This is a genomic window from Nocardiopsis sp. KDC1DS13DA1 (genome assembly GCF_055632325.1).
On sequence record NZ_JBVMUY010000068.1, the window covers coordinates 1 to 19096 of the forward strand.

The 19096-nt window shown below is 69.3% G+C and carries 19 protein-coding genes; 15 read left to right on the forward strand and 4 right to left on the reverse strand.

Annotated elements, in window-relative coordinates:
• Positions 1–139 precede the first annotated feature (139 nt).
• On the reverse strand, positions 140–385 hold the full coding sequence (locus ACTVAJ_RS30170) for a hypothetical protein (RefSeq protein WP_470391713.1): 246 nt from the start codon (positions 383–385) through the stop codon (positions 140–142).
• A gap of 216 nt (positions 386–601) precedes the next feature.
• Between ACTVAJ_RS30170 and mobF the strand changes: the two genes are divergently transcribed.
• Positions 602–4417 carry a MobF family relaxase gene (gene mobF / locus ACTVAJ_RS30175; protein ID WP_470391714.1) on the forward strand — a complete coding sequence of 1272 codons (3816 nt, stop codon included), beginning with the start codon at positions 602–604 and terminating at the stop codon, positions 4415–4417.
• A gap of 800 nt (positions 4418–5217) precedes the next feature.
• Here mobF and ACTVAJ_RS30180 read toward each other — a convergent pair.
• The 3 genes from ACTVAJ_RS30180 to ACTVAJ_RS30190 all read right to left on the reverse strand — a co-directional run bounded on the left by ACTVAJ_RS30180 (position 5218) and on the right by ACTVAJ_RS30190 (position 8888).
• Positions 5218–6753 carry a hypothetical protein gene (locus ACTVAJ_RS30180; RefSeq protein WP_470391715.1) on the reverse strand — a complete coding sequence of 512 codons (1536 nt, stop codon included), beginning with the start codon at positions 6751–6753 and terminating at the stop codon, positions 5218–5220.
• Between the two features lie 244 nt (positions 6754–6997).
• Complete coding sequence (locus ACTVAJ_RS30185; RefSeq protein WP_470391716.1) at positions 6998–7924, reverse strand: bifunctional DNA primase/polymerase; 927 nt, start codon at positions 7922–7924, stop codon at positions 6998–7000.
• 193 nt (positions 7925–8117) lie between these two features.
• Positions 8118–8888, reverse strand: a complete 771-nt coding sequence (locus ACTVAJ_RS30190; RefSeq protein ID WP_470391717.1) for a GntR family transcriptional regulator — start codon at positions 8886–8888, stop codon at positions 8118–8120.
• A 198-nt stretch (positions 8889–9086) separates the two neighbouring features.
• Between ACTVAJ_RS30190 and ACTVAJ_RS30195 the strand changes: the two genes are divergently transcribed.
• The 14 genes from ACTVAJ_RS30195 to ACTVAJ_RS30260 all read left to right on the forward strand — a co-directional run bounded on the left by ACTVAJ_RS30195 (position 9087) and on the right by ACTVAJ_RS30260 (position 18738).
• A complete protein-coding gene (locus ACTVAJ_RS30195; protein ID WP_470391718.1) occupies positions 9087–10130 on the forward strand; it encodes a hypothetical protein in 1044 nt (347 codons plus the stop codon).
• A gap of 232 nt (positions 10131–10362) precedes the next feature.
• Complete coding sequence (locus ACTVAJ_RS30200; protein WP_470391719.1) at positions 10363–10803, forward strand: hypothetical protein; 441 nt, start codon at positions 10363–10365, stop codon at positions 10801–10803.
• A gap of 79 nt (positions 10804–10882) precedes the next feature.
• Positions 10883–13099 (forward strand): FtsK/SpoIIIE domain-containing protein, encoded by a 2217-nt coding sequence (locus tag ACTVAJ_RS30205; protein ID WP_470391720.1) that lies wholly within the window; start codon positions 10883–10885, stop codon positions 13097–13099.
• 321 nt (positions 13100–13420) lie between these two features.
• The gene (locus ACTVAJ_RS30210; protein WP_470391721.1) at positions 13421–13690 is read left to right on the forward strand and encodes a hypothetical protein; all 270 of its coding nucleotides are present in this window, start codon (positions 13421–13423) and stop codon (positions 13688–13690) included.
• Between the two features lie 144 nt (positions 13691–13834).
• Positions 13835–13972, forward strand: a complete 138-nt coding sequence (locus tag ACTVAJ_RS30215; protein WP_470391722.1) for a hypothetical protein — start codon at positions 13835–13837, stop codon at positions 13970–13972.
• Positions 13973–14005: 33 nt separating this feature from the next.
• Complete coding sequence (locus ACTVAJ_RS30220) at positions 14006–14191, forward strand: hypothetical protein (protein ID WP_470391723.1); 186 nt, start codon at positions 14006–14008, stop codon at positions 14189–14191.
• 83 nt (positions 14192–14274) lie between these two features.
• Positions 14275–15033: a DUF4097 family beta strand repeat-containing protein gene (locus tag ACTVAJ_RS30225; protein WP_470391724.1), complete on the forward strand. Its 759-nt coding sequence runs from the start codon at positions 14275–14277 to the stop codon at positions 15031–15033.
• Between the two features lie 81 nt (positions 15034–15114).
• The gene (locus ACTVAJ_RS30230) at positions 15115–15684 is read left to right on the forward strand and encodes a DUF3307 domain-containing protein (RefSeq protein WP_470391726.1); all 570 of its coding nucleotides are present in this window, start codon (positions 15115–15117) and stop codon (positions 15682–15684) included.
• On the forward strand, positions 15681–15962 hold the full coding sequence (locus ACTVAJ_RS30235; RefSeq protein WP_470391727.1) for a hypothetical protein: 282 nt from the start codon (positions 15681–15683) through the stop codon (positions 15960–15962). The genes ACTVAJ_RS30230 and ACTVAJ_RS30235 overlap by 4 nt, the downstream gene beginning before the upstream one ends.
• 80 nt (positions 15963–16042) lie before the next feature.
• Complete coding sequence (locus ACTVAJ_RS30240) at positions 16043–16270, forward strand: hypothetical protein (protein WP_470391728.1); 228 nt, start codon at positions 16043–16045, stop codon at positions 16268–16270.
• Entirely contained in the window at positions 16267–16461 is a 195-nt protein-coding gene (locus ACTVAJ_RS30245; RefSeq protein ID WP_470391729.1) for a hypothetical protein, read from the forward strand. Before ACTVAJ_RS30240 ends, ACTVAJ_RS30245 begins: the two co-directional genes overlap by 4 nt.
• Before the next feature lie 390 nt (positions 16462–16851).
• Positions 16852–17523, forward strand: coding sequence for a nucleotide-binding protein (locus ACTVAJ_RS30250; RefSeq protein ID WP_470391730.1), 672 nt, complete (start codon positions 16852–16854; stop codon positions 17521–17523).
• Positions 17520–18047, forward strand: a complete 528-nt coding sequence (locus ACTVAJ_RS30255; protein ID WP_470391731.1) for a hypothetical protein — start codon at positions 17520–17522, stop codon at positions 18045–18047. The genes ACTVAJ_RS30250 and ACTVAJ_RS30255 overlap by 4 nt, the downstream gene beginning before the upstream one ends.
• Before the next feature lie 559 nt (positions 18048–18606).
• Complete coding sequence (locus ACTVAJ_RS30260) at positions 18607–18738, forward strand: hypothetical protein (protein ID WP_470391732.1); 132 nt, start codon at positions 18607–18609, stop codon at positions 18736–18738.
• Positions 18739–19096 lie beyond the last annotated feature (358 nt).

Consider the following 19096-nt stretch of genomic DNA (forward strand, 5'->3'; position numbering starts at 1 on the left):
CAACGAGCTGAGGAAGACCAGCCCCGGCCGTAGGCGATTTGAGCTGATCAAACGGCGTTCCACAAAAACTTAAGAAGCCTGGTTTGCGGTTTTGTGCGGACGCACGGTGTATCAGAGGGGATCAGAAGGTGTTTCCAGATCATGCTGATGCCGCGCCACCGAGCCAGGGCTTTGGAGGCAGACGCAGACCACTCGGGTCGCCTGCCACGTCCACCGGCCCCAGGTCGCGCTCCGGTCTCCGCCCGGCCCAGTGCGCCGGACCGCGCCCGGCCGGGCAGTCCAGCGCCGCCCGCAGCGCGTCCGTCGACGCGCCCCTGCGGCGCGGCCGCGGTTGGTGGGCCGTGTCCTCCTGGTCGTGCTCGAAGGTGTCCTCCACGACCACCATCCAACCGTCAGCACGACACCCGGCACCCAGGTTTTCGACCAACCGACCGACCTCAGATCCAGCCCGAAAACCACTACCTACCTAAAACATCCGATGATCCTACCTATTAAGCTACTCAACAGCGTGAGTACGCAGGTATCGCAGCAGCGATACAAACCACCCGATACCGGGTGAACAGACACGAATCAGGCGGGTGGAGGTGGACGAGTGGGCGTGATGGTGACCCCCATCCGCACCGCCGCCCAGGCCGACTACCGCCTGTCCCTGGAGTGCGGCGCCGACGAGATCCGCGCCGCCGACGTCGCCGTCGACTACCGCCTCGCGATCGACTCCCACGACCCGATCGTGCGCCTCGGGAGCGGGTGGAAGGAGTTCGACCTCACCCCCGGCACGGCCCTGGAGTCGGAGGCCGACATCGAGGGCGTGCGCCAGGTGATGGCCGGACGCGACCCGCGCACCGGGAAGCGGCTGATCAAGTTCAAGACCGCCGTCGCCCCCGACGCCCAGCTCCCGGCCCGGCCGCTCGTGGAAGCCGTGCAGGCCGCCGCTGACGCGCGCGGCCTCACCCCGGCCGAGCTGTTGAAGGAGAGCGGCTGGTCGACGAAGCGGTTCGCCCGACTGGAGCGCGGCTTGGTCCGCGACGGCGAACACCACCGGGCACCGGTCGGGGACCTGTCCAGGGTGGCGACCGCGGCCGGTGTCGACCTGGTCGAGGTCTACGACAAGAACGAGCTGGCGCACGCCCTGGACCACGCCGACGAACGCGTGGACATCGGCACCCGCGGCTACGACATCACCTTCACCCGCCCCAGGAAGGTCGACATCGTCCAGGCGATGGCCCCGCCCGAGATGGCCAAGAGGATGGAGCAGATCCACGACCAGGCCGTGGCCGAGACGATGCGCCACGTCGAGCGGTGGGTGGCCTACTCCATGACCGGCCACCACGGCGACGGCCAGTCCGCCGAGCGCGTCGACACCACGGGGCTGATCGCTACGGCGACCAAGCACCGCACCGCCCGGCCCGTCGACGGGGCTCCCGGGGATCCGCACACCCATACCCACGTGATGATGTCGGTGATGGGCCGCTCCGTGGTGGATGGCCAATGGCGCACGGTCGCGGCCGGCGGGCGTGAGTTGATGCGGCACGCCGCGACAATGGGCGAGATGCAGCGCGCCCTGGAGCGCCGGATGCTCACCTCCGAGTTCGGGTTCACCTTCGAGCGCGATGCCGTCTCCGGGCGGTGGGACCTGGTCGGCGTCCCCGACCAGGTCAAGACCGCGTTCTCCCGCCGTCAGGCCCAGGCCCTGGCCGAGGCCGGAGACGGCGCGACGGGTGAGCAGAAGCGGGCGGCCGCACGCCGCACCGCCCAGGCCAAGGTCTCCTCCACCCGCGCCCAGGAGCGGGAGTCGTGGGCCGAGCGGGCGCGGGGCATGGGCTACACGCCCCAGGCGTTGGTCCTGGCCGCCCTGGAGGGCCGCGAACCGGGTGAGCCCACCCACGGGCGTGGCCCGCGCGGACCCGGCCCCGTGGGGCCGCCGGACATCGAGGCCCTGGCCGCGAGGGTGTGGGACCCCGAGCACGGCGTCACCAGCAAGGACAAGGTGGCCAGCCGGGCGAAGATCATGGCGGCCGTCGCGGAAGCGTGCGAGCACGGCCTCGCCTCGGGCGAGGAACTGGACACGCTGACCGACGCCGTCCTGGACCACGAGGCCGCCGTCCGCCTGCCTGTGGGCGGGGCGTCGCACATGACCCATGCGGACCGGTACACCAGCGCCGACATCATCGACGCCGAGACCATGCTGGTCGAGTCCGCGACCAAACGGCGGCACGACCTCTCCGCGTCCGTGCACTTCAAGACGATCCTGCGCTCCATGCACGCCTGGGAACGCAAGAAGGGCTTCAAGCTCTCCGACGAGCAGCGCAAGGTCGTGCTGCGCCTGACGTTCGTCACCCACGGGATCGACGCCGTCATCGGCACCGCCGGAGCCGGGAAAACCACGATCATGAGCGCGACGCGCACCATCTGGGAGTCGGCCGGATACCGCGTGGAGGGCGCCGCGAACGCCGCCGTCGCCGCGGCCGGCCTTCGCGCCGAAGCCGGGATCGACTCGGGCACCGTCGCCTCACTCGTCCACCGGATCGAGTCCGGGCGTGGCCTGGAGGGTGTCGACGTCCTGGTCCTCGACGAGGCCGCCACCATCGACGACCGCGCCCTGGCGAAGATCGTCGCCGAGGCCAACCGCACCAAGACGAAAATCGTCGGCATCGGGGACCCGATGCAGGCCCGCGCAGTCGGAGCCGGAGGCGGCTTCGCCCGCGTCCACGAGATCGTCAAGGGCCAGACGTTGACCGAGAACCGCCGCCAGCGCGGCAAGGTCGACCGCAAGGCCCTCAACGCCTGGCGCGAGGGCGCGCGCCGCTCCGCCCTGGCGTTGTGGGGCGAGAAGGGGATGGTGCACGCCCCCGTCGACGTGGACGCCGCACACGCCCAGATCACCGCCGCCTGGACCGACGACCGCAAGCGGTACACCGACCCCCACCAGGCCGTCGAGCGTCTGGTGGTCATGGCCGCCACCAACGCCGACGTCACCGCGCTCAACACCAGGATCCGGGCGTCCGCCCGCACCCAGGGACACCTGACCAGCAAGGATGTGTCCTACCACCTACCCGGAGGGCACCGCCTGGACCTCGCGGCCGGAGACCAGGTGCGCGTCCGCCACAACGACTACCGGTCCCGACGCGACGCGTCCCAGACGGATGTGCTGAACGGGTTCCGTGGTGTCGTCGTCGAGGTCGACGCCCGCCGCGGCGCGCACATCGAGTGGCGTCACGACGGCCGCACCGAACAGGCGTGGATCCGCCCCGACCAGATCAGCAAGGGCGCCCTCTCCCACGGCTACGCCATCACCGTCGCCTCCGCCCAGGGGCTGACCGTCGACCGCGCTCACGTACATGGACTGGGAGCCGACGCCCACAGCCTCTACCCCGCCATGAGCCGCGCCAAGGACCGGGTCGACCTGTACCTGCCCGCGAACCAAGTCGAACCGGAGGCCGTCCGCGCCCGGTTGGGCGAGGCCCGCACCGACGAAGAGGCCCTGCACCGCACGATCTCCGCGTACGCGAACACGTTGACCGACGAGCCCGAGGACATGGTGCTCGACGAACTCGCCGGGAATCACGAGCGCCGCAAGGAGTTGGACCAGGGCGTGCAGCGCCGCGCCACCGAGTCCGCGCGCACCGACCAGGCCCCGACCCCGTGGGCGCCGCTCAGCCGCGAGGACGCGCGCGCCGGACGTGGCCCCGCCCGCCAACAGGCCACCCCGCGCATCGAGGAGTTGCGCGAGCGCGCGGCCGCCCTGGAGGCGATGCTGCCCGGGATGCGCGAGCGCTACCACCAGGCCGAACAGCGCGCCAACAAGGGCCGTGTGGCGTTGTTGTTCGAGGGCACCACCAAGGGCACGGCCCAGACCGAGCGCGACGCCCTGGGCGAGCAGATCAACAACGTCAGCGACGAACGCCAGCGGCTCCAGCACGAGGTTCAACGGCTGCACCAGGACGCGATCCGCACTGACCTGGCCCAGGCCCACACCGACCGGGACCGCCACCAGCACGAGACCAGGCTCTCGCGAGCGGAAAAGATCGCCGTCCGCCAGGGCGTGACCCTCGGGGAGCTTCACCGGATGGAGGAGGCCGAGCTGGACGGCCTGATCTCCCGCCACGCCCTCCAGGCATCCACCGGGCGGTACGGACACGTCAAGCCACAGCACGAGCACCGCATCCAGGCCCCGCCCGGCCCCTCCCGGGACGGACTCGACGCCGCGCGGATCCGCGACATGGACGTGGAGGAATACCAGCGGCGCATGGTCTGGGAAATCGAGCGCGAGGACGCCGAGCGCCGCCAGCGCGAACAGGCCGAGCGAGACCACCGCCGCCAGCAGATCGAGCAGCAGCAGCGCGAGCACCACGAGCGCGCCCAACAAGAATCCGCTCAGCGCGCCACTGAACGCTCCGGCCCCGAACTGGGCCTGTAGGACTCCCGCCCACCCCCTGCCCGGCAGCGGGCGCCTGGTGGCCGTCTGGTGGTACCAGGGGGCTCCGCGCCCCCTGGACCCCTCGAAGCCGACCGGGAACCCGGCGCGATGCGGGACGCGCGCACCTTCCGTGGCACGCGCCAGAACCCCGGCCGGATCGAACCCGGTAAATCCGCCGATTTTACCTGTACACAGTCAAGCTGGCCGCCCTCACACACGCGGCCCTACGGGGCAACCGGTCGGCGGGAAGGAGAAAGCGGACGCCCTGACGGGCGACGCCTTAGCCGTGACCAGCACACACGCCAGGTCGGGACTCGGGCACGACGGCCCCGGGGTGGGTCAAGAAAAGCACCCGGGGGCGAACTCTGCCTTGGGTCTCTCGTCGGTGTTCGGAGGGTGGTGGATTACCTCCGTGAGTAATCCACCACTCCTGACCTGCGGAAACGTGAAGTGATCCACCACTAATCCACCACGCTTGTTAGTGCTCTGACCTGCAGAAATGTGTCTTGGTGGTGGATTGGTGGATTACATATAGGTGTTCATACGCGCAGGCGATCACGCGCGCACGCCTGCACGCGCGCAACGGCGGGTAGCTAGAAGTGATCCACCAATCCACCCCAGCAGGTGTTTTCCCAGGTCAAGAGTGGTGGATTAGGTGGTGGGTTAGTGGTGGATTAGGGGTGCTGAGGGGTGGATTACGGGGTGGGTAATCCACCACAAGCAGCACAACGAAGCCCCCCGGTGGTGGATTACCTGTCGCGGTAATCCACCACCGGGGGGCGCGGTGGCGTGAGGGAGAGCTACTCCTGGTTCTCTTCCTCGGAGACCTCTAGTTGGTAGTAGGCCCGTCCCCTACTGATGCTGCCGACCAGGCGGTATCCGCCGATCCACCGGCCCTCATTGGCCGACAGCACGGTTCCGAGCTTGCGCGGGGATGCCTGCCCCGAGACTGTGGTCGCGCCGGGCGGCAGTGCCTCGGAGGGGAAGGAGGTCAGCACGTCTCGGGCGGTGACCTTCTTGTCCCCGATCGTCTTCTCCCACATCTCGAAGAACTCCGCCCACTCGCCGTCTTCCTGGCTGATGGTGTCTCCCCAGGAGTCGGGGAACCCGGGGATGCCTGCCCAGTCGAGGAGACCGGCGGTCGCCGATGCCCAGGAGCCGAAGGACGCCATCCGCACCGGCCGCCGTGGCGCTCCGTCTGCGATCCAGCCTCGGATGATGGTGAGGAGTGCCGCCATGAGGCGCTGCACATTGTCAGGCGAGTCCAGCCAGACCTCAAGGTCACCAACGGCGTAGTCGTCAGGGTCACGCTTCTCGGGATGCCGTTCTTCGTACCGCAAGGTCACGGGGAGGGCGCGCCGCTTCATGTCCGAGGCGGGCTTGATGTTGTTGCCGTTGAGCACGACCAGCTTCGTCACCGGAACGGAGATCCCGGTACTGGTCCCGAGGATGCGAGCGCGCCACATCTCCTGGGTGATGAACTGGGCGAGAACCGTCGAGTTGATCGTCATGCCGTTGGCGACGTTGTCGAACATGATCACGGGCTCCACGGCCTCGCGCATCGCGGTCGTGAGCCGCTTCTCCAGCTCCTCATCGGAGTAGGCGGGCCAGGTGGCGTTGTGCTGTCCGTACAGGGCCGCGAACACCTTGCACAGGGCCGTCTTGCCTACCCCTGGCTGGTTGGCGCTGATGATGGGGGCCGGGACGCGCCAGGAGATCCCACCGCCCATCCAGCGGAGAGCGGGCGCCAGGAGGATGCCGACGTAGGCCGCGAAGGATGCCGAGTCGAGCCAGGGGAAGTCACCGAACACGGTGGTGACCAGGGTGACCGCCTCAGTGATCTGCTCTGGTGTGGGCGTCTCGGGGACGGTCACGCTCGACACGTGCGGGGTGAGGTAGAGCCCGGTCTCCTCGTGGTACCCGCTGGCGGTGACGAGCTCGCCGGACGGCATGACCAGAGGGTGCGTCGCAGTCCCCGTCAACTCGGAGACCGTCTTGTCGGTGTCCCCGCACAGCATCGCGGCGATGCCCCCAGGGATCACCGCCCGGTAGGTGTCCCGGTTGCCGTCCTTGTCGGGCTTGGTGAACGCGATGACGTCGAGTCGGTTGTGGAGGAAGGCTCGCAGGGCATCGCTGGTCAGATCCCGGATGCGTGCCTTCGTGACGCCCCGCTTGGTGGTGACGGCGACGGTGCAGAGCACGTCGTCTCGGTGGTAGACGTCGCCCAGGCGAGGGAGGATCTCCCGTAGCTCGTCGTAGAGCTCAATGTCGGTTTCCCGAATGACCTGGGGTCGGGTGCGGGGGAACGGGACCACATCAGCGGTCTGGTCGGACAAGGTCTCTCCTCGGATAGGAGAGAGTCACCGTGGCGGGCGGTCCTCAGTCCGTGCAGGTGGCTACACTGGACTTGCTACGTGGAGTTGTGCCCGCTCAGGCTGACTCTCGATTGTGGCTCCGGGGCGGCAACCCCGGGGTCGTGGACCGCCGGTCTGCTGAGGAATCCAGGTCTCAGCAGGTCGGCGGTCTTCTTTGTTTACAGGACTTGCGCCAGGTCGGGGACCACGACGCGGTGGTGTCTCGCTACCGAGACGTCCGCGTGCAGAACCGCGGTTCCAGCCCGGACTCGCTGAGCGCGTTGTCCCACGCCTTCCGGACGTCGACGTCGCGTTCGCCGAGCTGGCGGGCTGCGGCGAACAGGACGTCGAGCTGCGTCTCGCTGACACAGTCGCGCCCGCAGGTGTCCGCGTGACGCCGCACGATGCCCCGGAACGCCCCGTACACCTGGGAGTGCACGCCGCCTCCGGACGGGTCGATGTGGCTGATCGTCTCGGCCGCCATCTGGACACCGCGGTCGAGGTAGCTGGGGGAGTGCACGCACCGCCCCGGCCCGGCCGGGCGGATCGGAGTCGAGCGGGTGACCGCCGCGCGCGCGGTGTCGAGCCGCTGCTGGCGGTCGTCGAGGACGTCGCCCAGGCCCTCGGGGACGTCGACGATCGGCCGGTCGGTCGCGACGGCGCCGGTCCACCGCACGTACGACCCCTCGGACTTGATGTCCACGGGGATGTCGTCGGCCGTGCCCGCGCGGGGGTGGGTGGGCGCCAGCCGCAGAGGCCGGGAGCGCATGTGGCCCCGGTAGTAGAGGTGGTAGCCGGCCCCGGAGCTGGACCGCATCATCAGCGTGGGGGTGAGCACGCCCCGACGCGCCAGGCTGGTGACCCACTCGTGCCCGGCCTCGCCGTCGACGTCGACGACGACCAGGTCGGACGCGCCGGTCGCGATGCCGACGCCGTCCGCGTCGTGGGGCCAGTGGCAGTCGAGGGTGTCCGGGTTGGCGGTGGCCGCGTAGAACCCGTGGCACCACGTCGTCGAGCACGGACAGTCGGCTCCGTGGTGGTCGGCGTTTCGGCAGGCCCGGCAGTTGGCCACCGGTCCCTTCCCCGTCAGCGGCATGACTTCCCACCCGTGCCGCATCGCCAGCTCGATCGCCGTTTCTCTGGGGTGTGTCATCCTGTCGGTACCTATCTGCCCTGGTAGGTGACCACCCGGGGGCGTGCGCAGATGCCCCCGGGTGCTTTTCTTTGCCTCCCCGGGACCGTCGTGCCCGAGCGGGTACATGCCCTGTTCGCTGGTCACGGTTGAGGCGTCGCCCGTTAGGGCGTCCGCTTTCTTTTGTCCGTCCACGGAGCGCCCGGAGGCTGGGTTAGTCGGGAACAGGGAAGCGGTAGTCGAAGCGGCACATGTCAGCACGGATGACGAACCGGGTGACATCGAGAGGCCCCCGCTCGGTGTGGTAGGTACGGATCACCTCCACGACTGGGGTACCAGGCGGGATCTCCAGCCGAGAGGCTTCAGGGCCAGTCGGCATCCGTGAGCTGATCTCCTCCTGGATGTCCTCCACGCGGCTGATGGCGTTGACCCTCGCGATGTGGCCACCCTTCCCTTCGCCACGCACAATCTCCGGGTGCTCTTCACCGAGCGCGGCGGAAAAGTACGAGTCGGCGGACTGGTTGATCACGCCATCGAGTCGAGTGACCCGGCGCCGGACGTGTACAGGGTCACCCTCGGAGACGTCCAAGAGCCGGTCGGATACCCAGGTAGGGGCGGGAACAGTGTCGTTCTCGGTCTCCTGAGTAACGGTCTTGCCCTGGCTTCCTGCTTCGGCTTCGAGCAAAGCCCGAGGCTGTTCGCCGGACCACACTGAGCGGCGGTACCGGTCGATCCCGTAACGGCGGACGCTCACAGCTTCGCGAACGTAGCTTCCGCTCCCCTTGCGCGAGATGATCGCGCCCTCCTGGCGAAGCAGGTCGAGAGCCCCCCGCACAGCGGCGGCGCTCACCTTGTAGCGGGACCGGAGTGAGTCGATCGAGGGCAGCTTGTCACCGGGAGCGAGTTCGCCCCGGGAGATCTTTCCTCGCAGGTCATCAGCGATTCGTACCTGTATGGGCCTGGCGTCAGTGGTGTATTCGTCCATGCCCACACCATACACACCTTGCAGGTTTGCCTACAAGGTTCTTGCGCTCGAAGGGGCATCTGTGTTCTCATCCTTGTAGGCCAGCCGACAAGCCGACAAGGTTGGTCGACCGTCGACATGACGAAGCCCCCGGTCACAGCGACGAACCGAACCGAGGGCTTCACTCCCCGTATCTGCTGAACAAGGAGTAGTCACAGCATGTCACACACCACTCCAACCCTGGATTCTGGGAAGGCCCCGGCCGAACGCCGGTCGCGTCTGACCCCTGGCCGTGTCACGATCGCGGCCGCGACTGTCCCCTCCGTGCTGTCCCTGGCCTGGAGCGTCTGGTCGATCGCGGACATGATCCCTGGCCCCTGGTATGTGGGCATCGCCCCCGGCCTGGTCCTGGACCTGGCCGTGGTCGCGGCCGTGGCCATCGCCTGGAACAGCCCTTCCCACACCCGCATGGCCACCGTGGTCGGCTGGACCGTTGCCGCGATCGCGGCCGTGGCGGTCGGCATGCACAGCTGGTCCATCGCCCCAGCGGTGGCGCTGTTGGGGGTCGTGCCGCTGGTGGCCAAGGCCCTGTGGCACCTCGCGCTCACCGACCGGGCACGCCGGGCGGCCCAGGAGGAGGACGTCCAGCGCCAGGAGGTCGAGGCTGCCCAGGCCGAAGAGCGCCGCGCCGCTGAGTTCTCCGAGGACCTGACCGACGACCAGCGCCGGGACCTGGCCAAGCGCCGCCGGGACTTGGCCTACCGTCAGGAGTTGGCCGAGATCGAGCAGGCCGAGGCCGCCCAGGAGCACGCCGAGCGGCTGGCCGACATCGAGCGTCGGGGCACCGAGGAGCTGGCCGAGGCGCGCACCGAGCACACGGTGGCGCTGGAGATCATCCGCCACGACAGGGCGGTCGGTTACCGACAGGGGGCCGGGTTCGCACTGCCGGCCGTGCCCAACGATGCCTCCAGCATCAGCGACCCAGAGCCGCCCGCCGGGTTCGGCGCCGCTCTCGCCCAGGTGCGCACCATGTCCCCGACCCCGATCGGAACCCCCGCTGACCAGCAAGTGCCCAGGGTGCCCACCCCTGGTGCCCACCACGCCACGGCCGAGGCCCAGCGCAACCGCCAGACCGTCCTGACCGCGCTCAAGGACTTCGAGAACGAGGGTCGCCAGGTGTCCATCAGCGCCCTGGCCAAGGCCACCGGTCTGTCCCGCCGCACGGTGACCCGCCACCTGCCCACCCCGCCCACGACGTCCTGACCACCCCACCCTGGGCACCCCCGCTGACCTGGTGGTGCCCAGGGTGCCCACCCCGCCCGCTTCGGCGGGTGCCACAGCCCCCCAGACGGAGTGCTGGAGGGCTCTGGCACCGCTCCGAAGGTGCCCCGCGAACCGGTGCCGCGACCAGTGAGGCCGCGAGCTGGTGACGCAGGAACCGACGCGCAGCAGTGCGACCCCCGAGTTCGAGAACGAGACCTGAGAGGGAGAAACCGTGGGTGACATCTACGGCTGGCTGGCCGTCGCCATGTTCGTCGCGGCCTGGTACCTGAACAAGCGCCTGTCCGGCTGGTCCTGGTCGGCGTGGATCGTGCTGCCCATCGCGATCATGGGCTCCATGCTTCTGTACGCCTCAGCCTGGGGCGTGATGCTCTCCGGCTGGTTCGGCACCGGCCTGGAGTGGATCGGTGGCCTGGTCAACGCGCCGCTGCCGGTCGCGATGGTCATGGGCATCATCGCGGCCCTGGCGCTGATCGCCACCATCGCGGACCTGTTCTTCGACCGCACCTACAACAAGGCCGCCGTCTACGCGCTGGTCATCGCGCCCGTCGCGGCGCATGGCTCCACTGGCGCGGTCGGCGAGGTCGTGCACGCCATCCATGGCGGCGGCGCAGAGGTGTCCGTCGCCGCGGTGACCGCCCTGTTCGGCGGCTGAAACACAAGCGGGGCGCCCGAGTGACCGGGCGCCCCTTGCCTACCCCGAGCTTCCAGACACAGGAAAGGCAGAACCCATCATGCAGCACCCCAACGAGGACCACGGCCAGGAGCCCGCCTACGGAGTGACGTGGGAGGAGTCCGCGCCGGTGAGCGAGGAGGTGCGCCGCTACGAGCGCATCGCCGCTGAGCTGGCGGCCGAGACCGACCGTCTACGTCGCGCTGACCAGACCCAGGACGATGACCCCGAGTTCGGAGAGCCGATGACGCAGCAGCTCCCCCCGCTGGCGCCGACCCGTGAGCAGATCCACCAGCCCACCCACGACCAGACCCCCGAGCCCGAGCGCGAGGGACCGGTCGTCGACGACGCCCAGGAGCAGACGAAGGAGTCCGCGCCCGCCCGCAGTCCCCGCCGGCCGCGCCGCGCCAACCGCCGCCCGGTCGGTCCTGTGGTGCGCGCCCACCTGGCCCAGGCCGGGGTGTCCAGCGCCTACTACGCCCGCCGCGGGCTGGCCCAGCACGCCCAGACCGCCGCCGAGTGGATTAGGGCCGAGGACCTGGAGGAGCACATCCGCACCCGAGCCGAAGCCGCGCGTGCGGAGGAGATCCGCAAGGCCCAGATCTCCCACACCAAGCAGCTCAACCAGCTCGCCCGTGAGTCCGGGAAGCGTGGCTCCGTGGCCACGGCCTCGATCGCGGCCCCGCAGATGCCCCGCGAGGTCTCCGAGACTTCCATCACTGGCAAGGCGTGGTTGGCCAGGGCGCGGCGCGGCCTGGTGTGCCTGGCCGTGCCGACCGGGCTGGTGGCACTCCCGCCGTGGCTGGCGCTGGATGCCGGGGCGTGGTGGACGCTGGCGGCCTGGCCGATCACTTACGGGTACTTGGCCTGGCACGGGTGGGTGTACCGCGACACTGAGTCCGCCCCGCCGAAGGTCAAGGTCCCCGAACCCCGCGACGGCGGTCGTCGGGGTCGAGGTGTGGGTGCCTCGATCATCGGAGCGACCCCCGAGGAAGCCGCGCTCCTGGACCGGCTCACCCGCTGGGACGAACTGGCCCGAGGCCGCGGGATGTCCGACATCGTGCCCGGCACCCCCACGGCCGATGAGTCCGGACTGCTGGTTCCGCTGGACCTGGGTGGGAAGTGGACCCCGGCCAAGCTGGTCGGGTCCGCCGACCAGGTCCGCGCGCTGCTGGCGGTGCCCGACGAGACCCTCCTCCAGATCAACCCGGGCGGCCAGGGCGACCGCGTCCAGATGCGCATCCGCACCCGACGCCGTGAACTGGACACCGTCTGGGCGCCCGACCGCGAGGGCCTGGGCGTGGACGTGGACACCGCTGAGGTCGTCTCCATCCCCGACGACGCCCGGATGGTGGTGTGCGGCGCGTCCGGATCCGGCAAGAGCTGGGCGCTGCGTTCCTACATGGCGCGGATCGTCGCCTCGGGCAAGGACCACCTGGTCTACATCGACGGCAAGGGCGAGGAGTCGGTGATCTGGCGCGGCAAGTGCCGCGTGGCGGTCGGCCGGGACGAGATCAAGGACGTGGTCGCCGAGCTGTCTGCGGAGATGCACCGCCGCATGCTCGATATGGAGCGGCGCGGCATCACCGTCTGGGACGGCCCGATGATCTCGGTCGTGGTCGACGAGGGCCGCGTCGTGCTGAGCCTGCGGGACAAGGAGATGATCCAGCAGTTGATCGACATCAGCTCGCTGGGTCGGTCCCGTGGTGTGGTGCTGCGCTGGTGCACCCAGTACCCCACCACCTCCGGGGACGCGCCCGGGATCCACCCCCAGATCAAGGCCAACGTCGACGCTCTGTTCTGCCTGCGGGTCAAGGCCCCCGAGCATGCCCGGGTCGCGCTGGATGAGGATGCCGACTACGGCCCCCAGCACATCCACCGGGACGACAGGGGCCTGGGCTACCTGGGAGGCTACGGCCCGACCCCGATCCAGACCTGGCTGGTCAACGACAAGGCGGTCAAGGCGCTGCCGGACCGGGCACCGTGGTCCCAGACCGAGGATGGAGCCGCCGACCAGCAGGCCCAGGGCGAAGCTGGGGACATACCCGAGGTCCTGGCGCTGGCACTGGAGATGTCCGAAGGGTTCAAGGGCCTGCCCTCGGAGATGTTCTTCGAGGTCGCCTCCGAGCGTCTCGGGCTGATGGACTTCGACGTGACCAAGGTGTTCCGCGAGCACGGCATCGAGCGCGAGCCCGGCCCGTTCCAGACCGGCCAGGGACGCGCCCGCGGCTGGCGCCGGGAAGCCATCGAGAAGGGCACCGAGCGCTACCGACGGTGACGGAACACCCCGGCACGGCCGGTGTGCCGACCCGGCACACCGGCACACCTACGGCACACCCCCCGGCACACCCGCTGTGCCGGGGGGTGACCTGCGCAAACACCTCTTCGCGGCACGGTCGGCACACCGGCACGGCCGTGCGCGGTCCGAACACGGAATCGCAGGTCACGCACCGTAGGGGCCCGCGTCATCGTGTCCGGCACACCCCGACCACTCCCCGCCATTTAGACCACGGAACGTGACGGATAACCCCGCCCGGTAGCACCCCCGGGCGGGGTTCCTAGATGCCTAGGAACCTCGGTTCGTGGCATGCTTCGGCCCATGACGACCGACCCCGAGGACCAGCGCCAGGACCACGAGACGAAGGGCGTGCCCGCGGTGCCCCCGGGCGGGGTGCCCGAGGCGATGACCCTGGAGCAGATCGCCGCCGTGCCGCCGGACCGGCGCCGCCAGCTCAACGTGGCCGTGCCCGAGGACCTTCTCTTGCATCGCCGGATGGCGCTCTACCGCGAGGACCACGGGCTCACGTCGGTGCGTCAGAACGTCGTCGCGGCCGCTGTCGACGAGTGGCTCAGGTCACGCGGCTACTGATCCGGCGCTGACCAGCGTGAACGAGGGACCCCACCAGCGGGTCCCTATTTTTTGTCAATCACGTGTTGACGCTCGGCTACGGGGCGTGCCATGATCGATACGTCAACAAGAAGTTGACAGAAACTAGCTTCCTAAGGAGTTGGCATGGCGAAGGAGATCCAGAGCGTCGAGACGGTCGACGGCGTCACCACCATCACCTACACCGACGGCTCCACCGAGATCCAGACCGGCACCGCCACCATCCAGGCCGGGACCATCCACGGCGGCGTCACCTTCGGCTAACCCCCCGCGACCACGACCAGGAGGAGAACGGGCATGCGAATCCGACTCACCCCGAAGCAGCGCCAGGCCGTGAACGACCTGGAGGCCGCCAAGGACGTCCTGGAGGACGTCTTTGAGCGCGACCGCGAGGAGACCGACGCCTACCTGGAGGCCAACCAGGCCGTCATCGACGCCGAACAGGCCGCCAAGGCGGCGGGCGTCCCGTGGTGGCGCCGCTGACCGCAGGCGCCCGTGCCGCCCACCTCGGAAGGGGTGGGCGGTGCGGGGACCACCCGGTCCGCCCACGAACGAGAGGACAGTCCATGCAGCGCATGACCGACACCACCCCCGCCACCGGCCCCATCACCCTGGCCATCGACGCCCGCTCCGTCGACCTGGCCGTCACCGCCGTCCCCGGTCTGAGTGAGGCCAGCGTCCAGGTGACCGGTCCCGCCAAGGTCGTCGACGGAGTCCGCGCCGAACGGGTCGGCGACCGGTGGACGATCACCGTGCCCGCCCCGCCCACCACCGCCTCGGGGCTGGCCGTCTACGGCATCCAGGCCCGCGGCAACGTCGTCGTCAGCGACGGCGACATCGTGATGAGCGGCGGCCGCACCATCATCAACGGCTTCGAGATCAACCCCAACGTTCGCAAGACCGACCCGGTCCGCGTCACCGCCTGCGTCCCCGCCGGGTCCAGCGTGAGCGCACCCACCCTGGGCACCGGCGAGGCCGCGCTCAACGGCAACTTCGACGAGGTCTCGCTGCGCACCACCACGGGCGACGTGCTCCTGGCGGGCACCGCGCACAGCGTCACCGCCGCCACCAGCACCGGCAACATCGTCACCCAGGGCCGCACCACCCAGGCGCACGCCACCTCCGTCACCGGCCACATCACCATCGAGCGCGCCGACGGGCTCACCCGCGCCCGCTCGGACACGGGCAACCTCACCGTCCTGGCGGCCGGTCCCGGCCTGGTCACCGCAGAGTCGACCACCGGCGACGTGCACGTGGGCGGGACGCGGATGTACGCCGTCGACGTCCAGGCCCACACCCGCACCGGCCACCGCCACGTCAGCTGACCCCCACCCCGCCGGGGGTCGCCGGGCCGAACCGCGACCCCTGGCCTAGGTTCCTAGGTTTTCCATCTGAGAGGACAGCCCATGCAGACCGTCGATCTCGCGCTCCTGGGAGGACTCGCCCTCCCGCTCCTGGCCGCCCACAACCTGGCCGACCACCCCTTCCAGTCGAGCCAGTGGGCCGCCGACAAGGGCCGCTGCGACCACACCGGCCGCCTCGCGTGCGCCAAGCACGTCGCCGTCGTCGTCGTCTTCCAGCTCGCGGCCGCCGGTCTGGTCGTCGCCCTGACCGGCGCGACCGTCGCCTGGCCCGCCGTCGCCGCGTTCGTGGTCTTCACCGCCTGGTCGCACTACTGGTTCGACCGCCGGGTCACGGCCGCCGGCCTTTACGAGGCGATCGGAAAGACGGGCTTCGCCCGGCTCGGTGTGCCGCGCCCCGGCCACGACGACAACCCTTCGCTCGGGACGGGCGGATACCGGATGGACCAGGACTGGCACGGCCTTTGGCTTGCCATCGGCGCGCTGATCCTCGCGTCCACCGGCGTGCTCCTGGTCGTGCTCACCGTCGCCGCGACGGCCCTGATGGTCGCCGCGATCGTGGCCTCCCGGGTGGGCCGCCGTGCCCTCGCTCAGATGGAGGAGACCTCAGCGTGAGCGCTCTGGAGAACAAGCTCAAGGCCATCATCGAGGACCACCCCGACACGAGGATCCACCCACACTCCCCGTCCGGTCCGCACGTGCGGGCCGTGATGTGGACCGCCTCACCCGACCTGATGGGGCAGGCGTTCCAGGAGTCCGGCGGGCGCTGGGTGGTGCGGGTGTGCCACCTTCCCACCGGTCAGGTCTCCCAGGTTGTGCACCGTCCGGCCGACGTCGAGGGCATCCCCGCCTCTATCGACCTGGTCCTGGCCGTGCTCCGGGACCGGCACTGACCGATGAGACCGAACCGGCCCCGGTCACCCGGGGCCGGTGATAAACCGTCAACAACCCGTTGACACGAGAGGAGCCGACGATGACGAAGCTGACCGAGGCACTGGACGCCCTGGCGGCCGTCAGTGACCGCAGACGCGAGGTCGACGTCCTGGAGCGCGACCGCATCGCGGCCGCCCGTGACGCCGGGGCGTCCTGGGACCGCATCGCCCAGGTCCTGGGCAAGAAGTCTCGCCAGGCCGCCCAGCAGCGCTACGCCAACCTGGTCAAGGCCACGACCGACACCACCCCCTCGCGGGAGGCACTATGACCGAGGACTGGCGTGACCTCCTGGCTTTGGGCGAGCCGGGCGACGACCTGATCCTGCGCATCATCTCCGCCCTGCGGGCGGACGGCGCCTCGATCTCGGTCGAGGACGCGGGGGGCCTGGGATCCGACCAGGCTCTGGCCGTGGTCGTGATCGACGGCCGCCGGATGCGGATCACCGCCGAGCCCTGGTAGTTCCATCGCCCTTGCAACGGATCGTTGCGGGGGCTTTGTCGTGTTCGGACTTGCGTGCGCTGACTTCCGCTAGCCGGGGCTTACCGGAGGCCAGGACCGGACACCAGGGACGGAATCGGGCGGGGTTGGTAGACCACTCGGATCCGCGAAATTGGTCTACCTTCTGACCTGCGCAAACGTCGAAGTGCGGTGCTCCGCAGTCTCTCGGACTGGACTGCGGAGCACCGCACTTTCGGGTCCGAAGCGAACACGACTGCGGCCGACCGCAGTACCGAACTACCGAACTCCCGGAGTACGTGACTCCGAATGTCCGGTACTCCGAGACTCCTGGATAGCTCCCGTAGGCTGACCTGGCCAACCAACCGAACGGGGGAGTGATGAGGAGTCACCATGTCCCAGCCTGATGCCGCGTCCTGGATCGTGGCCGTGTGTTCGCAGAAGGGCGGCGCGGGCAAGTCCACGCTCACCATGGCGCTCGCGGCCGCCGTCGCCGACTCGGCCGGGCGCGCCCTGGTCGTGGACGTCGACCCGCAGGCGACCACCGTCGACGAGGTCGAGCGCATCGCCGAGCCCGGATTCGACGTCACCCACGAGCTGGACCCGCAGAAGTTGGCCCAGCTCTCGCGGCTGCGTCGCTACGACCTGATCCTGGTCGACACCCCCGGCTCGCTGGAGGGGCACGACGTCCTGGAACAGGTTGTGACGAACTCGCACTTCGCGCTGATCCCGTTCGTGAACGAGTCACCGTCACGGACCCCGACGCAGCGCACCGCCGAACTGATCGCGGCGGCCGACGTGCCCTATGCCGCCGTGGTCAACCGCATCGACCCGCGGGCGGGCGGGGACGCCGTGCTCAAAGCCCGCCAGGAGCTGGACAACCGGGGCATCCCCTACTTCCGCTCGTTCGTCCGGGAGTACTCGGGCTACCCGGCCTCCTTGGACGCGGGCAAGACCATCTACCAGTGGCGCACCCGGTACGGCGCGAACATGCGCGAGGACGTGTCCAGGGTGAGCGCCGAACTCCAGCGCACGCTCGGACGAATCGGGAGCGGCCTCGCATGAGCGCACGACTGAGCTTCGACGACATCCTCAACGAGGACGACGGCGACGACGAGCCGGTGACCCCGGCCCCGCCGCCGCCCGCCCCCGCACGGGAGCTACGCAGCAAGAACAGGAAGAAGTCCGGGAGTTCCGAACTTCGGGAGTCCGGTACTCCCGAAGATCCGAAGAACCGGAGTTCGGAGCACGCCCAGGAGCAGACTCCCCGAGTCCGGAAGTCCCGGACTCCGGAGGGTGCCCCGCGGCGCCGGGGCAAGGCAACGACGCCGAAGGTCGAGGGTCCCAAGTGGGCCGCGTTGGAGCGCAAGGAGGCGCTGCTGTGGCCGGACCAGGTGTCCGCGCTCACCGAGCTACGCCGTGACCTCCAGCGCCGCAGGCGGGCCGCTGGCGGTGGTGGTGAGCGCATCACCGAGAACACGCTGATCCGTGTCGCGGTGTCGGTGTTGTTGGAGCACGGCGACGCGCTGACCGGCGTGGATGAGACCGAACTCCGGGAGTCCCTGAGTTCGGTACTCCGGGAGTCCTAGAGCACACGCGAACGCCCCCACGTCGTCGGCGTGGGGGCGTTCTGCGTCACCCGCTCCAGCGGCCGGAGGACCGGCCGCACACACAGGATCGACCACGCCGGGCGCGGCCGCCAGGCCCTCCTCACGGCTGTGGATAACCCCTCTCAAGGCACCCAGCCGCGCCAGACCCACCGGGTGAGATCAGCGTCCGGCACGTCGTCGGCCATGCAGGTTGCCCGCCAGCGGCTTGGCTGCCCTCCAGGCCCGCGGGGCGACGGCGCCCAGGATGTGGTGGTCGAGGCTCCGGCGCGACTTTTCTGTGCGCGAACTGCACGACACCGGACCAGCCCAGGCGCGTTTCGAGTTCGCTGACCTGGTGGAATGCATAAGCCTGTGCATTTTACAGGTGGTCATTATGATCGCGGCGCTGAACCACCCCGGATCACGGCGCGCGAGAGGCGCGCAGAACTGCCCGGAACTCGGGTATATTCAATGCCACGCTCCTCCACGGTGGCCTGATCGGCTGCACGTGCGTCGATCGGCGCCCCGGCAACACGCCGTCTAGTGGAGGAGGTGCCCTATGGATAGGGAGCCCGAGAAGAAGTCCTGGTGGAAGGTCGTCAAGGACGTCCTCAGGACCCTGGCAGCAGCGTTGGCCGTAGGACGGTTCATCGTGTGGCTGATCAGCGTCTTCTCTGGGGGTCCTGAGTAGGAGCCCAGCTGTAGCAGCAGCTGAGCCCCTACCAGGGGTACGGGGGCTCGTGGCGGTGTGGTCTGACGGGACTAGTCGCCTCGGGCCCCTCTTTCGTGTTTCTGGGACGAGTATACACGTTCTCAAAACTCTCATCTCCATGAAGCTAGATAATGAAGTTATCTATGCTCAGAAGTAAAAACGGAAACCGATTTTGGGCTTCCGACTCTTCCCCGGAAACTCATGCGGAAATCATGTTATGAAAGTAGTCGTATCGGGGGTACCTCGCACCCGACACCCGACCGAACCCACCCGACACCCGACCGGTTTCGTTCCGAACGGTACCGAATTTCTTCCGTCTGGTTCCGGCTTCCCTGAC

Coding starts and splice junctions, on each gene's coding strand:
- ACTVAJ_RS30170 (WP_470391713.1), bottom strand. CDS start 385: ATGGTGGTCGTGGAGGACACCTTCGAGCACGACCAGGAGGACACGGCC.
- mobF (WP_470391714.1), top strand. CDS start 602: ATGGTGACCCCCATCCGCACCGCCGCCCAGGCCGACTACCGCCTGTCC.
- ACTVAJ_RS30185 (WP_470391716.1), bottom strand. CDS start 7,924: ATGACACACCCCAGAGAAACGGCGATCGAGCTGGCGATGCGGCACGGG.
- ACTVAJ_RS30190 (WP_470391717.1), bottom strand. CDS start 8,888: ATGGACGAATACACCACTGACGCCAGGCCCATACAGGTACGAATCGCT.
- ACTVAJ_RS30195 (WP_470391718.1), top strand. CDS start 9,087: ATGTCACACACCACTCCAACCCTGGATTCTGGGAAGGCCCCGGCCGAA.
- ACTVAJ_RS30205 (WP_470391720.1), top strand. CDS start 10,883: ATGCAGCACCCCAACGAGGACCACGGCCAGGAGCCCGCCTACGGAGTG.
- ACTVAJ_RS30210 (WP_470391721.1), top strand. CDS start 13,421: ATGACGACCGACCCCGAGGACCAGCGCCAGGACCACGAGACGAAGGGC.
- ACTVAJ_RS30215 (WP_470391722.1), top strand. CDS start 13,835: ATGGCGAAGGAGATCCAGAGCGTCGAGACGGTCGACGGCGTCACCACC.
- ACTVAJ_RS30220 (WP_470391723.1), top strand. CDS start 14,006: ATGCGAATCCGACTCACCCCGAAGCAGCGCCAGGCCGTGAACGACCTG.
- ACTVAJ_RS30225 (WP_470391724.1), top strand. CDS start 14,275: ATGCAGCGCATGACCGACACCACCCCCGCCACCGGCCCCATCACCCTG.
- ACTVAJ_RS30230 (WP_470391726.1), top strand. CDS start 15,115: ATGCAGACCGTCGATCTCGCGCTCCTGGGAGGACTCGCCCTCCCGCTC.
- ACTVAJ_RS30240 (WP_470391728.1), top strand. CDS start 16,043: ATGACGAAGCTGACCGAGGCACTGGACGCCCTGGCGGCCGTCAGTGAC.
- ACTVAJ_RS30245 (WP_470391729.1), top strand. CDS start 16,267: ATGACCGAGGACTGGCGTGACCTCCTGGCTTTGGGCGAGCCGGGCGAC.
- ACTVAJ_RS30250 (WP_470391730.1), top strand. CDS start 16,852: ATGTCCCAGCCTGATGCCGCGTCCTGGATCGTGGCCGTGTGTTCGCAG.
- ACTVAJ_RS30255 (WP_470391731.1), top strand. CDS start 17,520: ATGAGCGCACGACTGAGCTTCGACGACATCCTCAACGAGGACGACGGC.
- ACTVAJ_RS30260 (WP_470391732.1), top strand. CDS start 18,607: ATGGATAGGGAGCCCGAGAAGAAGTCCTGGTGGAAGGTCGTCAAGGAC.